This window comes from Haloechinothrix halophila YIM 93223 (assembly GCF_000504245.1).
Lineage (GTDB): Bacteria > Actinomycetota > Actinomycetes > Mycobacteriales > Pseudonocardiaceae > Haloechinothrix_A > Haloechinothrix_A halophila.
This window is the reverse complement of record NZ_KI632509.1, coordinates 4,140,634-4,154,398: the sequence shown is the minus strand read 5'-3', so window position 1 is coordinate 4,154,398 and position 13,765 is coordinate 4,140,634. Positions and strand designations below refer to the sequence as shown.

At 68.9% G+C, this 13,765-nt stretch carries 13 protein-coding genes; 6 read left to right on the top strand and 7 right to left on the bottom strand.

Features of this window, described 5'->3' with window-relative positions; genetic code table 11:
- Window positions 1-26 precede the first annotated feature (26 nt).
- Entirely contained in the window at window positions 27-2,039 is a 2,013-nt protein-coding gene (locus tag AMYHA_RS18925) for a right-handed parallel beta-helix repeat-containing protein (protein WP_051400086.1), read from the bottom strand.
- A 489-nt stretch (window positions 2,040-2,528) separates the two neighbouring features.
- On the opposite strand from AMYHA_RS18925, the gene AMYHA_RS18920 reads away from it, so the two are divergent.
- The 5 genes from AMYHA_RS18920 (at window position 2,529) to AMYHA_RS18900 (ending at window position 6,819) form a co-directional block, all read left to right on the top strand.
- The gene (locus AMYHA_RS18920) at window positions 2,529-3,884 is read left to right on the top strand and encodes an HNH endonuclease signature motif containing protein (RefSeq protein WP_157362248.1); all 1,356 of its coding nucleotides are present in this window, start codon (window positions 2,529-2,531) and stop codon (window positions 3,882-3,884) included.
- Between the two features lie 88 nt (window positions 3,885-3,972).
- The gene (locus tag AMYHA_RS18915; protein ID WP_034273143.1) at window positions 3,973-4,224 is read left to right on the top strand and encodes a PqqD family protein; all 252 of its coding nucleotides are present in this window, start codon (window positions 3,973-3,975) and stop codon (window positions 4,222-4,224) included.
- On the top strand, window positions 4,221-5,456 hold the full coding sequence (locus AMYHA_RS18910; RefSeq protein WP_231104815.1) for an asparagine synthase-related protein: 1,236 nt from the start codon (window positions 4,221-4,223) through the stop codon (window positions 5,454-5,456). Before AMYHA_RS18915 ends, AMYHA_RS18910 begins: the two co-directional genes overlap by 4 nt.
- Window positions 5,453-5,893, top strand: coding sequence for a lasso peptide biosynthesis B2 protein (locus tag AMYHA_RS18905; protein WP_051400084.1), 441 nt, complete (start codon window positions 5,453-5,455; stop codon window positions 5,891-5,893). Before AMYHA_RS18910 ends, AMYHA_RS18905 begins: the two co-directional genes overlap by 4 nt.
- Complete coding sequence (locus AMYHA_RS18900; protein WP_034273141.1) at window positions 5,890-6,819, top strand: hypothetical protein; 930 nt, start codon at window positions 5,890-5,892, stop codon at window positions 6,817-6,819. Before AMYHA_RS18905 ends, AMYHA_RS18900 begins: the two co-directional genes overlap by 4 nt.
- Here AMYHA_RS18900 and AMYHA_RS18895 read toward each other — a convergent pair.
- Entirely contained in the window at window positions 6,810-8,585 is a 1,776-nt protein-coding gene (locus AMYHA_RS18895; RefSeq protein WP_034273139.1) for an ABC transporter ATP-binding protein, read from the bottom strand. The two genes, AMYHA_RS18900 and AMYHA_RS18895, sit on opposite strands and share 10 nt — an antisense overlap.
- Window positions 8,586-8,757: 172 nt before the next feature.
- Here AMYHA_RS18895 and AMYHA_RS27165 point away from each other — a divergent pair, with 172 nt between their 5' ends.
- Entirely contained in the window at window positions 8,758-8,895 is a 138-nt protein-coding gene (locus AMYHA_RS27165) for a lasso RiPP family leader peptide-containing protein (RefSeq protein ID WP_157362246.1), read from the top strand.
- A 267-nt stretch (window positions 8,896-9,162) separates the two neighbouring features.
- On the opposite strand, the gene AMYHA_RS28230 is transcribed toward AMYHA_RS27165, so the two are convergent.
- From AMYHA_RS28230 to AMYHA_RS18875, 5 genes are read right to left on the bottom strand one after another with little or no spacing between them, the layout of a single operon-like run.
- Complete coding sequence (locus AMYHA_RS28230) at window positions 9,163-9,291, bottom strand: hypothetical protein (RefSeq protein ID WP_269189765.1); 129 nt, start codon at window positions 9,289-9,291, stop codon at window positions 9,163-9,165.
- 4 nt (window positions 9,292-9,295) lie between these two features.
- Entirely contained in the window at window positions 9,296-10,504 is a 1,209-nt protein-coding gene (locus tag AMYHA_RS18890; protein WP_034273136.1) for a nucleotidyltransferase family protein, read from the bottom strand.
- A gap of 5 nt (window positions 10,505-10,509) precedes the next feature.
- Window positions 10,510-11,499 carry a GHMP family kinase ATP-binding protein gene (locus AMYHA_RS18885; protein WP_034273134.1) on the bottom strand — a complete coding sequence of 330 codons (990 nt, stop codon included), beginning with the start codon at window positions 11,497-11,499 and terminating at the stop codon, window positions 10,510-10,512.
- Window positions 11,496-12,617 carry an NAD-dependent epimerase/dehydratase family protein gene (locus AMYHA_RS18880; protein WP_034273132.1) on the bottom strand — a complete coding sequence of 374 codons (1,122 nt, stop codon included), beginning with the start codon at window positions 12,615-12,617 and terminating at the stop codon, window positions 11,496-11,498. The genes AMYHA_RS18885 and AMYHA_RS18880 overlap by 4 nt, the downstream gene beginning before the upstream one ends.
- The gene (locus tag AMYHA_RS18875; protein ID WP_034273128.1) at window positions 12,614-13,762 is read right to left on the bottom strand and encodes a glycosyltransferase family 4 protein; all 1,149 of its coding nucleotides are present in this window, start codon (window positions 13,760-13,762) and stop codon (window positions 12,614-12,616) included. Before AMYHA_RS18875 ends, AMYHA_RS18880 begins: the two co-directional genes overlap by 4 nt.
- Window positions 13,763-13,765: the final 3 nt, after the last annotated feature.

Below are 13,765 nucleotides of genomic sequence, written 5' to 3'. Positions count from 1 at the left end.
CCCTGGTCGCGCTCTGGTTGCGCCGCTTACGACGAGCCCGCGTCCTGCTCGTATGGAGCGGCCTGCCACTCGGCCAGCGTGAGCAGCCTGCCGGTCTCGTACGGCACGAACCGCCAGGCCCCGGTGTAGTCGTTGTCGAACCACCGGTTGTCCTGTTCGAACGTGATCGCCTCCTGCACCGCGCGGCCGTGGTACGGCGACCAGTCCGGCCAGGTGCCGTAGTTCGCCAGCAGCCCGGACACGCCGCAGTATCCTGCCGGGCAGCCGTCGTCGATCTTGGCGGGCTCGTGCACGAAGACGTTGTCGTGGACTCGCAGCCGCTGGGTCTTCCACCGGCAGTCGGAGTACTCGGGCTCGGCGTTGATGCCGGGCGGCGCGCACCGGTCGGCGTCGTTCTCGCCGATGAGCAGGGTGCACTCACTGGTGGTGTTGGTGCCGCAGAAGCGGTCGGCGTTCTCCCACCCGACGATGCCGCCCCAGTTGTTGACGAACCGGTTGCCACTGACCTCGACGACCGAGCTGCGCGCTGGCACGCGCGGTTCGCCGCCCGCCTCGGACAGGTACACCGTGCCAATGGGGAACGGATCGTTCCGGTCGGCGAAGGCGCGGCCGGTGGCCCAGGTGTTGTGCCGGATCACGTTGTCGCGCACGACGACGTTGTAGGAGATCTCGTAGAACACCGCCTGCCCATCGTTGCGCTCGATGAGGTTACGTTCGATCAGGAAGTCGTTGTTGTTGGTGTCGGCCCAGACACCGGGCCCGTGGTTATCGTGGATCCAATTACCGACGATCTGCGCGCCATCGACCGACCAGAACTTCATCGCGCCGCTGCATCCGCAGCCCGGGTTTTGCGCTTCCAGGTCGGCGGTGTGATTGCCCGCGAACTCGTTGTCGCGCAGCACGATGTCGCGGATCTGGTTGCCCGCTTGGAAGGCATTGAGTCCGTACTGTCCATTATGGGCGACGCAGTTGCCGATCATGCGCTGGCCGGAGCCCGCCATCATCGCCGCACCAGCGTTGTTGATCAGTGTGTTGCGCGCGATCGTCCAGCCGTCGCCGGAGTTGTGGTTGACGACGCCCTCATTGGTGGGCGCGACGAAGTTGCGGATGGTGAGGTAGCGAATGGTGACGCCACTCGCGTGCTGGGTGAACGCGTAGCGGTTGATGTTCTTGCCGTCGAGCACCGCGTCCGGTGCGCCGACGAACGTCGCGTTGTCGCCCGGGACGATCTGGGCGTACTCGCCCTGGCCGAGGGTGTGCACGCCGGGTGCGAACCAGTACGTGGTGTCGGGGTGGCCGAAGTCGACACCGCTGTTGTCGCCCGCTGGGACGACGACGGCGCCCTCGGGCGGGGTATCCGGGCCGTTGAGCGTGTCCGTGCCGCAGACTTCGGTGGCCCCGGCGGGGAGCGTGGCGCCGGACGTGGTCGGCTCGGTGGTGGTTGTCGTCGCGGACGTCGTGGCCGTCGTCGTCTCGGGTGCCGCGGTGGTCGTTGTCGTGCCGGTCGTGCTGGTCGTGGTGCTGGGTGCGGGACTCGGCGTTTCGGCGCCTTCCTGCGTGGTCGTCGGCGACGCCGGCGACGATGTGGCGCCGCCGACGTTCGCGTCGGCCGAGGCACGGTAGTCGAACCGGATGCGGCTGAACGACTTCGGTTTCCCGTTGTTCCGCTCGGCGCGTACCTCGAACTGGTCGCCGTTCGCCGATCCTGGCACGACTGTCAGCTTGTACGCGCGGGCGCGCGGCGGCAGGGATGAGGTGACCTCGATCTGGGTAGGCGCGACGCCCAGCGTGTGTCCGATGGTGCACTGGCCCTGCGCATCGGTGAGGCAGGTGACGGTGCGCTCCACCTCGAGCTGGGTCGCTGCTGGGGTTTCGGCGCTCGTGGGGAACACCGCGATGGCACCAGTGATCACGATGGCGGTCGCGCTGCCGATGAGCGCGGCGGTGAGGCTGCGGCGACGGCGGTGTGAGCGGCGTCGGGTACGCCGATGCGGCGCATGCCGTCGATGTTCGGGGTCGTAGTGACTGTGTCTGGCCATGCGCCACCTCGTGTGGGAGCGGTCGGGACTGACAGCCTTGCTGAGTGAGCGCGGACGCGAAGCCGTGAGGTCACGTATACGGCTACGTAGCTGTCTCGTTCCGATCTCGAATTCGACACGCCGGTCGCGGGACGAGGTTCTGCGGCCGTGTTCTCTGGTTGGAATTCATGCTACGGCGACCGGTGCCGTTGGAACCCTCATCGCACGTCACACCTCTGGGTGTGATTTGTCGGTGGCGGCGTGGCCGTCCTTCGCGGTGCTTGGCGCGGTCGGTGGTCGACGATGAGGGCTCGGACGCGAGGTGGCGGACCTAGGCGGCGGCGCGGGCCTGGGCGACGGCGTTGTTGAGGCACGTCGGGCCGGTGCCTGTGTGGGTGACGTCGCTTCTCTTGTAGTCGAATGTCAGTTCGAGTAGTGTCGTGATGTGGGCCTCTTCTGGGGGCGCGGGATGACGGGTCTTTTGTCGTCGCGCGCTAGGGGGTGTGGTCGATGTCGGCGTCAGAGTCGAGTCATGGGGATGAGTTCGAGGGTGAGCCTGATGGCGGGCCGAATTTCGAGAGTGAGGCCGTGCCGGGAGGCAGCGGTGCGTCCGGGGCCGCGTCCGTGGGCGAGGGCGAATCCGCTGAGAGCCTGTCTGTCCCTGAGGACGTGTTGTGCCTTGGTGATGTGGAGTGGGCGGATTTCGACGCGGATGCTCTCGTGGAGGTTGCGAAGCTCTCGCAGCGTCTGCTCGGGCGGGTGCAGGCCGTGCAACTCAAGGCGATCGCCGAACTGCGGGCACGGCGGGGGTGTGAGCGCGAGACCGCGGACGAGGTGGGGCTCGCGTTGGCGGTCGGGCGGCATCACGCGGATCGACAGATTGAGTTGGCTACTCAGATGACGCGTCGGTTTCCGCGGTTGTTGGCGTCGTTGGAGCGTGGCGATGTGGACGCCGTGAAGACCGAGAAGGTGGTGGAGGCGGGTGCGTTGCTTTCCGATGAGCACGCCGACCAACTCGATGCCGCGATGGAACCACTCCTGGACGGGCGGGATGGGGCGGCGATCCAACGCTCTGCTCGTTACCGGGTGGACAAGCTGGACCCCGACGGTGCGGCTGAGCGGGTGCGGCGCTGCCGCGAAGACCGCAGGGTGGAGTTGCGGTTCACCGAGAATGGGATGGCGGATCTGTGTGCCTACCTGCCGGCTGAGACCGCGGCGGCGATCTATGGGCGGATTGATGCGATCGCGAAGTCGAACAACTCGCGTCGTGATGAGCGCAGTCTGGATGCGATCCGTGCCGATGTGTTCACCGAACTGCTGCTCGGTACGCGGGAGAGCTACCGGCGGGTGCAGATCCAGGTGACCGTTCCCGTGACGACGCTGCTCGGGGTACGGGATCTGCCGGGTGATCTGGAGGGCTATGGGCCGATTCCGGCTGAGATCGCCCGCGAGATGGCCGCCGATCCCCGCTGCACGTGGCGACGTCTCCTCACCGACCCGCCGACGGGACAGCTCCTGGAGATGGGGCGTCGCCGCTACAAACCACCCGCACAGTTGGGTGATTATGTGCGCGCCCGGGACCAGCGGTGTCTCGTGCCGGGGTGTAACCGGCCTGCTCGGCGTTGCGATACCGACCACAGCATCGAATGGCACCGTCATGGCACCACCGACGCGAAGCTCCTGGCCTGCCTGTGCCGCCGCCACCACCGGCTGAAGGATCGGCCGGGCTGGCACTTCGAGTTCAACGAGGACACGCTGACCATCACCACCCCGACCGGCCGCAAGTACCGACGCCGGGCACCCCGCATCGCCGAACCCGAACCAGACCCAGCGCCGCCGAGCGAACCCGGACCACCACCCTTCTAACCGGTAGTCCAGTGCTCCGGCGTAACAGGTCACCGTTCCGGGGCGAACCTAGGTATGACCTCGCGCTTGCGCTGGACAAGGGGGCATCATGCGCGTTCGATTGGCTGACACTTCGGCCCGCACGATCGGTGACGAGACGATCGTGCTCAACCTGCCGAGGTCGCGGTACTTCACGATCAAAGGCGTCGGCGTCCGCCTGTTCGAGCTGCTCGCGGAGGACACGTCGGTGGACGACCTCGTCGACACCATCGTCACCGAGTACGACGTCGACCACGCCGTGGCCCGACGCGACGTCGAATCCTTCATCGCACGCCTGCGCGACGAAGGTCTAGTGCAGTGACGGAACCGGCTGTGCTGCTCGCCCACGACGACACGCCGCGGGATGGACCAACCGGTTTGCCGAAACTGGCACCGGCCGAGGTCGCCATCGGACACCCGGTCGGGTCGCTACCTCGGGGGACATCGCCAGCGCGGCCATCGCCTGCGGACCTGCTCACCGTCGATCCAGACCCCGTGCATGCGTTGCGCGCCGCGTTGCGTCCGGCATTGCTGCGCCAACCGTGTGTCGTGGCCTTCTCTGGCGGCAGGGACTCGTCGCTGCTGCTCGCCGTCGCGGCCGATCTGGCGGCGAGAGAAGGACACGCACCGCCAATCGCGCTCACCCTGCGCTATCCGAACGATCCCCATGCCGACGAGTCGACGTGGCAGGACGCGGTCGTGACGCACCTGCGCGACAGCGGGCTGCGGTTCGAGTGGGTACGCAAGAACATCACCACCGAACTTGACCTCATCGGCACCGTCATGGCACCCGTCCTGCGCGCTCACGGCGGCCCGGTATACCCAGCCGCGTTGGCCAACACCATCGTCCTCACCGGTCACGCGGCAGGTGGCAGTCTCGTCACGGGCAATGGGGGAGACGAGGTGCTCAGCGGTCATCGGATCGCGGTGCTGCGCGCGGCCCTGCGGCGACGCGGCAGGGGACTCTCCCGCACGGACTGGACAGTGGTGGCAGCGAGTGCCGCGCCATCGCCGTTGCGGTACGTCGTCGCCAGCCACGTGGCCGCCGCCCCACACTGGCTGCGGTCTACACACCGGCGTGCGGCACAACGCGCGACCGCACGACACACGGCGCGGCAACCGCTGCGCTGGGACCGAAGTGTGCTCGCGGCCCGGGCGTCGCGCGCGGTCGCGGTCGGCGAACGGACCCGAGCCGTCGTGGCCCGCGGCAACGACTGCACGCTGGTGGAACCGTTGGCAGACGATCGGTTCATCAACTCGTACGCGGCGTTCGGCGGCCGGTGGCGTGGGCTCACCCGCACCGCAGGCACCATGTTGCTCGCCGACGGGCTTCTCCCGGATGCCGTGCTGCGTCGCACCGACAAGGCAACGTTCAACGCATCCCGGTTCGGCGCGTCATCGCGGGAGTTCGCCCGCGCATGGGACGGCACTGGCTGTGACCACCAGCTGATCGACACGGATGCGCTCCGGGCCGCCTGGCTCTCCGCACAACCACCGGCAGGCACCGCACTGTTACTGCAGCAGGCCTGGCTCGCCTCGACGGTGACACCATGAGCCAGCTCCGGCCACTCCGTCGGGCGGCCCGTTTCGGCGTCGAGGCGGCGCGGGCGGTCGTCACACTGCTTGTGATCGAGGTGTGCCTGCGTACCGGTGGTGTCGACACTGCGTGTGCCCGCCTCGGCCTGCGTAGTGACCTCACCAGCGCCCGCCAGCCCCGCGCCGGGCACGTCGTCTTGCCGCGCCGCACCAAAACGCCGGTGCGGGCGTGCTGTGCTGTCGCGTCGGCGTGGCCAGCAGGGGACACCTGTTTGCGGCGGTGCCTGCTGCTGGGCCACCGATTACGCCAGCTCGACCCCGTGCTGCGGATCGGCGTTCGCCGCGAGGACGCCGTGTTCGCGGCCCACGCGTGGCTCGAAATCGACGGCGTCGCCCTCGACCCAGCGTCAGCGGGCTACGCGGCCCTCGGCACAGCGAATGGAGCGCCGTCGTGACGCACCGATACCGCGCCCACGGTCTCGACGTCGTCAGCGACATCGAACTCCCGCTGCCACCCGGCGGCGCCGCCGAGCCGGATCTGGCGTTGCGCCTCGGCAACCGGCGTCCAGTGCGTGCCGAACCGCCCGAGGGCACGCCCGTGGCGACGCTGACCGACGCCGACGGCGCACTGCGCTACGGCATCGCCCGGCCCGACGCCGGTATCGTGCTTCGATATCCAGGGTTGTGCGAATTCACCGGTGACCACGAGTTCGCCGAGGTCACCGCACACCCGCACCCCGGCGTGGACGAGGGATACCTGCCCGTGCTCGCCACCGGAATGGTGCTGGCGCTGCATCTGCTGCTGCGGGGACACGTCGTGGTGCATGCCAGTGCCGTGCGCGACGGCGATGTGGCGATCGCGTTCGTCGGGGCGTCCGGCATGGGCAAGTCCACGCTGGCGACCGCGCTGTGCCGCGATGGCTGCACGCTCCTCGCCGACGACGTGCTCCGCATCGAACGGCACGGATCCGCCATGCGCGTCTATCCGGGCAGTGTGGAGACTCGGCTGCGTCCTGGCGCGCACCGGCTCGCCGACGGCGCCACCGTTCGCCACACCGCCGACGGCAGGCTCGCGATGCGGTTCGACGACGTATCAGCGGGACCGGTGCCGCTGGCGTTGTGCGTTGTGCCGCGTCCTAGCAGGAGTGCCAGCGAACTGGTCGTGGAACGACTGGCCCCGGTGCGGGCGTTGTTGCTGCTGAGCCGGTTCCCTCGGGTACTTGGCTGGTGTGAACAGGCTTCACTGGCGACGTCGTTCCAAGGGCTTGCCGACCTGGTCGAGCAGGTGCCCGTCGTGACGGCGACGATCCCATGGGACGCGCCGTTCGACAGCGTGCTACCCGCGCTGCGGAACGTCGTGGCCGCTCCCGTTCAGCGGTAGGCCGCCGACTGGAGCCGGTAGAGCTGGGCGTACTGGCCGTCGTGTGCCATCAGTTCGTCGTGTGTGCCGGACTCGATGATCCTGCCCTCGTCCATCACGTAGATGCGGTCGGCCATGCGGGTGCTGGAGAACCGATGGGAGATCAACAGCGCCGCACGCCCGTCCAGGGTGGCACGCACGTCGGTGAACAGCGCGTGCTCGGTGCGTGGGTCGAGCGCGGCGGCCGGTTCGTCCAGCACGACAAGGTCGGCGGTGCGGTATAGCGCCCGCGCCAGCGCGACCCGCTGCCATTGGCCGCCGGACAGGTCAACGCCCTCGTCCAGGTCGCGGCCGAGCACTGTGTCCATGCCATCGGGGAGCGACGGCACCGAGTCGAGTACTCCGGCCTTGCGCGCCGCGTCGGTCACCGCGGCGGGGTCGCCGCGGCCGTCGTCAGCGATGGCGATGTTCTCGCGCAGCGAGAACTGGTACCGCACGAAGTCCTGGAAGATCACCGATACCGACGCCCGGAGGTCGGCAGGGTCGGCGATGACGCCGTCCCACTGCCGGGTGCCGGTGTCCGCGTCGTAGAGACCAGCGACGATCTTGGCGAGGGTGGTTTTGCCGGAACCGTTCTCGCCGACGAGCGCCACTACCTCCCCGGCGCGGATGGTGAGGTCGACGTCATCGACGGCGGGGCGTTGCTGGCTCGGATAGCGGAAACTGACGCCGGTCAGCGTGACCCGGTCGCGCAGCGGGCGCCGGGTGCCGTCCGGTGACATGGTGGGCACGGCGGCGATGAAGCGTTCCAGGTCGGCCAGGAATGGCGCGGACTCGATCAGCCCGCCGATCGCGGTGAACAGCGTGGTGAGCTGGGTGGAGAGCAGGCGGACGGCGATCGCGGCCGCGCCCGCGGTGGCGAGGTCGATCCTGCCGCGGCGCACCAGTTCGACGATGGCGAGCAGGGCGATGGCGAGCGCGGCGGCCATGCCCAGCGTGGTCATCGCCGCGATCAACTGCCGCCTGCGCACCTGGCCTCGCAGTTCGGTGGCGACGCTGGCGTTCAGTGCGCTGTGGTGGCGGCGCAGCCGTGGCGCGGAGTCGAAGGCTCGCAGCTCAGCCGCATAGCCACGTTGGGTCAGCAGCTGCCGCAGATAGTTGCGGCGGCGATACAGCGCGGTCAGCCGGGTCGCGAAGCTGAACTCGCTCCGGCTCGCCCAGCGTGAGAGCAACACGGCGGGCACACCAGCCGTGAGCAGGACCGGCACCAGCAACGGCTCGATGCTGATGAGCGCCGTGGAGATCGTGACCACGCCGAGCAGGCCACCAGTGAGACCGAGCAGCGAGGTCGTTACCGCGAACGGGCGAGTCAGGGCGTTTTGCTGGACTCGTTCCAGGTTGGTCGCGAAGCCGGTGGCCTCGTAACTGAGCAAGTCGGCGCGGGCGGTGGCGTCGAGCAGGCGGTTCCACACGCGCTGCGACACCCGTTCGCCGAGCAGGCGGTGTTGCTGCGCCTGCAGCGGTCCGATCGCGCCGGAGAGCGCGGTCAGAAACGCCAGCGCGAGCAGTGCTGGGGTGAGGCCGAGCCGCGCGTCCTCCGGTGTGAGCAGCGCGTCGAAGGTGAGCTTGCCCGCGCCCACGACGCCGAGCGCTGCGGCGGCGCCGATGAGTTGGTACAGCGTGGCGACGACGGTGCCCGCTCGGTCGGCGCGCACGACCTCTCTCGCGGCGGTCGCCACCAGCCGAGGTGCCGTCGCCGGGGTGCGTGTGGTGCCGAACAGGGGCATCGCACGAGAATATCTGGGCGGGGAAGGAATGACGGCGATGCGCGAATATCTGGGAAAGAGCGTAACGTCCTTGTTGTCCGGTGCGAATTTCATTGTGTGAGACACGATGCGCGCTCATGTGTCGGGACGCACGCGCGTGTTCTCGGACAGTGCCAGCGGAAGGGGTCGGACGATGCGCAAAGAATATGTTGCCCCGGAGATCGAGGAGTTGGGGACGGTCGCTGAGCTGACGCTCGGCCAGGCCGAAGGCAGTCTGCTTGATGCCGACTTCGCCGCAGGAACCCTCTTCGGCGACATCACGTTCTCGTAAGCGGGCGCGGCTCCCGCGCTCGAAGCCGTGTCCTGCACTCAGGACGCCATGTCCTGCACTCGGGACGTTGTGTTCGACACCCAGGACGCCGTGTCCTGCACTCTCGACGATGAGTCATGCGTTCCCAACGGCGAGTTGCGGCGTGGTGGGCACCTCCCCTTTCGTAGTGTCACATTTTGTCCCCTGTGTCCGATTAAACAGGTCCTAGCGGCAGGGACGCTGATCGACTTCGCACCACGATGCTCACCGAGCAACTCACGCTCGCTGCTAACGGGTGCTGATGCGTTGTGAGGTGACGTCGAAGACGAACACGGCGTCGGTAGTGCAGGACATGGCGTCCTGAGCGTCGGACACGGCGTCGGCAGTGCAGGACACAGCGTCCTGAGCGTCGGACACGGCGTCAGGAGTGGGGGACACGGCGCGAGACCGCGCGGCCCTGGTGTGCCTGGCGGAGGGCGTAAGCGAAGCGGCGGAGGCGGGAGGAATGACGTCCGTCGGTGTAGCCGCGGTCGGGCAGAGCGAGCGCGTGGATGTAGGCGAGCTTGTCGCGCCAGCGCGGTAGCACCCGTACCGTGGCGAGCGCCTGGGCAGCGAACGTCTTGGTGTCGGTGGTGTGCAGCGCGAGCCAGGCTTCTTCCTGTCTGCTCGGTGTGTAGTCCCGTGCCCAGGACGACAGCGGCCCGGTCGCGGGAAGGCAAAGCAGCCGGGTGGTGTCGGCGACGGCCGCCGCGAGCACGGCCTCCACACCCCAGCGCGCCGCGATCGCCCGTACGGTGCGTGCCGGATCGGTGCGCTGGATAACGCTGAGGTGCCCGGCAGTGTTGGCGTGGACACCGCCGGACGATTCCACCTTCCGCAGCAGTTCCGCGACGTCGCGCAGCGAGCCCAGCCGGAGTGGCCAGTCACCGAGCGCGGCGTGGTAGCAGGCGTGCAGCAGCCGGTATGGCAGCGACAGTGCCGTCACCGGGTGCCCCGCGACCGTCAGCGATTCGCCTTCGTCGCGCCACAGTTCGTCCAGGTCCATCAGTACGCCCCAGGGCCCAAGCACGAACGTGCGATGGATGTCCAGCTCATAGCCCGCCGGCGGGATCAGCGTCATGCCCTTGTCGAACCGCCGGTCGAAGCCAGGTCTCGGCTCGGCCAGCGTGCGCCGGTACCCGGCCGAGCGCATCGTGGCGGCCGCGTGGTCGATGTCGGCTGGTCGCACCAGTAGGTCGATGTCGTGGAACGATCGCAGCGCCGGGTCCGGGTAGTCCAGCCGGGCGTAGGCGGGGCCCTTGAGCACCCTGGTGGCCACGCCAGCGCCCGTCAGCCGCCGCACGATCGCGGCCAGTTCCCGCTCCAGCAGCAGCACCCTGAGCTGCGCGGTGCGGTGCTCGGCGACGGCCTCACTGATCTGTGCGCCGGTCGCGGCCATGGCGCCCTCGTGCACGGCAGCAGCGAGCGCACCGGTCAGTCGGTGCCGCCATGCGCCGCGCAGCACGTCCTGCCACGCCGACGGTTCCAGCGGCTCGCGGGGGAGTGTCAGCCGCGAGCCCGGTAGCCGGTACGCCGCGATCGCGGGCAGCGCGAACGGGTAGGCGCCCTCCGGGCACAGCCGCCGAGGCATCGGGCTCAGCTCCAGATGTCGCGATGGACGTTGAAGATCACCCGGGAACCCAGCGGCTCCAGCTTGATCGGCAGCTCTTTCATCCTCGACAGCCGCTCGCGCACCGCGGCTTGGTGTTCCACCGGACACGTCACGAGCAGGAATCCGCCGCCGCCAGCTCCGGTGACCTTCGCGCCAGACGCGCCAGCCGCCAACGCGTCCTCGATGGCCTTGTCGATCTGCGGGTTCGAGACGCCGGAGGCGAGGCTCCGCTTGGCCTCCCAGCTCTTGCGCAGCGCGATGCCGAGTGCGCTGACCTCCCCGGCGCGCAGCCCGTCCGCCGCCTCCGTAGCGAGGTCGCGCAGCAGGTTGAGCTGCGGCAGCCGGTCACCGATGTTGGCGTTCTGCTCGCCGAGGATCACATTGGCGTCGCGGGTGATGCCGGTGAAAAACAGCAACAACTCGCTTTGCAGCTGCCGCCGCAGCACAGGGTCCAGTGCCAACTCGTCCAGCACCACCCGGTCTCCCCGCCCGAAGTGGATGTCGCACAACCCGCCGAACGCCGCCGCGTACTGGTCCTGCTTGCCGATCGGTTTGCGGCAGCGGTCGATCTCGATGGTGCACGCGCGCTCGGCCAGCTCCTCCGCCGACACCTGGGTGCCCCGGTAGGCGTACAGCGCGTGCAGCAGCCCGACCGTCACCGCGGACGACGAGCCGAGCCCCGACCCGGCGGCCGGGATGTCGGCCAGCGTGGTCAGCTCGATGCCGCCCCGGACGCCGGTCATGTGCAGCGCCTCGCGCACCAGCTCGTGCTGCAGGTCCTCCACCCGGGAGACGATCTCCTTGCGCGAGTAGTTGACGTAGATGTCGTCATCGAAGCGCTGCTTGACGATCACGTAGACGTACTTGTCGATCGCCGCGTTGAGCACCCTGCCGCCGTGTTCGCGGTAGTAGCTCGGCAGATCCGTGCCGCCGCCGACGAGGCCGATCCGCAACGGCGTCTGTGTGATGATCATGAGTCGCGCTCCCGTACCGGCCGCACCACGCCGAGCTCTCGCATCGTCGCCGTCGCGTGGCTGAGGACGTCGTCCAGGCCGTCCTTGCCCGCCAGCCACTCGGCGTACCGCGCGACCGAGTCCTTCGGGGTGTACTGGGGTGACCAGCCGAGCGCCCGTAGCGCGTCGATGTCGGACAGGATGTGGCGGGTGTCGCCGAACCGGTACTCGCCGGTGATCCGGGCGGGCTCGTCCGAGCCGTACTGTGCCCGCACGATCTCCGCGAACTCCTGAGTCGTGTACGCGGTGCCGCCGCCGACGTTGAACGCTCTGCCCACCGCCCGCTCGTCGGTGAGCGCGAGCAGGTTCGCGTCCACGACGTCGTCGATGTTGACGTAGTCGCGGATCGCCTGGCCGTCTTCATACAACGCCGGTGTGCTGCCCTGCGCGTAGTGCAGGCAGAAGATGCGGCACGCGCCGGAGTAGGCGTTGTACACCGACTGCCGGGGCCCCTGCACGATGCTGTAGCGCAGCGCGACCGTCGGGACGCGGTAACGGCGGCCAAGATTGAGCGCCATGCGTTCGCCCGCGAGCTTGGACATGCCGTACGGGTTCTGCGGGTTCGTGACCCGTTCCGGTGTCGGCAGCATCCGCAGTTCGCCGTCGCAGACCGGGCAGGTGTGCTCCCACCGGCCCGCCGCGAGCTGCGACTCCGGGCGCATGTCCGGTACCTGCTCGCCGTGCTCGGCGCAGACGTAGAGCCCTTCGCCCAGCGCGGCCTGCGAGGACGCAAGCACCACCCGCTGGATGTCCAGCCGCTCCGCGACGATGATCTCGTACAGCAGCGCCGTCGCGGTCACGTTGACGTCGGTGAACGACGCGAAGTCCGGCAGATAGTCCTGGTGCGCCGCGAAGTGATACACCGCGTCGACCCGTCGCAGCAGGTTCGCCAGCAACTCGCGGTTACGAACGTCACCGATGAACAGCTCGACCCCCGGCGTGAGGTACTGCGGCGTAGCGCCGGGGTGTACCGGTGCGGCGACGGTGTCCAGCACGATGACGTCGTGGCCAGCCGCGACCAGCCGGTCGCAGGTGTGCGAGCCGATGAACCCGGCGCCACCGGTGACCAGAATCCTCATCGCCGACCACCCCGCCGCGCGTACACCGCGCGGTAGAGGTCGAGGGTGCGTTCCGCGGTGCGCGCCCAGGAGAACTCGCTCGCCCGCAGCAGCCCCTTCTCCCGCAGGCCGTCACGGGCCGGTCCGCAGGCCTCCAGAATCGCTTGCCCGATCGCTTCCGGATCGGACGGATCGGCCAGCAGCGCGGCGCCGCCCGCCGTCTCCGGCATGGCGCTGATGTTCGACGTGACCACCGGGCAGCCGGTCGCCATGGCCTCCAGGATCGGCAGTCCGAACGTCTCGTTGAACGACGGGTACACGAACACGTCCGCCGCGCGGTAGAACAGCACCGTCTCGGTGATCGGCACCCCGCCGACCCACACCACGTCGTCGCTGATGCCCAGCTCGGCCGCCAGCTCGCCGAGTTCGGCGGCGTGCGGGCCATCGCGGCCAGGCCCGACGATCACCAGCTGCCGGTCGCCAAGCTCCGGCTTGGCAGCGGCGAACGCACGCAGCAGTCCGGCGCAGTTTTTGTACGGCCACAGCGAGGACACGAACAGGACGAACGGCCGCGTGATGCCGTAGCGCAGCCGCAGCGTGTGCCTGGCGTGCTCGGGATCGCCGGGGCGGAACAGCTCGTGGTCCACCGCCTCCGGGATCAGGTGCAGCTTGGCGGGGTCGACGTCGAGGTAGCGCGTCACCTCATGGCGCAGGCTCTCCGAGTTGATGACGATCGCGTCGGCCACCCGCGCGGTGCGGGGGTAGCTCAGCCGCCGGTACAGCCGCGCGGACGGGCGTACTGACTCGGGCGCGGTGTAGGCGTGCAACGTCTTGAAGTGCACCACCAGCCCCGGCGCGGGGCGCACGATCGGCGCGAGCAGCGTGTTGAAGACGTCGATGCCGGACAGCGGCAGCCGCAGCGGCGAGTACAGGTGCTCGCTGGCGGTGCGTAGCGGCGGACGCTCGTTCGACCACGGGAACGTGACGTGGTGCACGCCGGGGCCGTAGCCGGTGTGCGAGGCGCGGGACGTCGGGCTCACCAGCAGGTGCAGCTGCTCGTCGCCGGTGAGGCGACTGGCCATCTCGGGAATGACCCGCGTCCAGAACCAGTGCGCCCCTGACGGGTTCGCCGGATCGTCGGTGAGCAGGTTGATCGCGACGCGCATGCC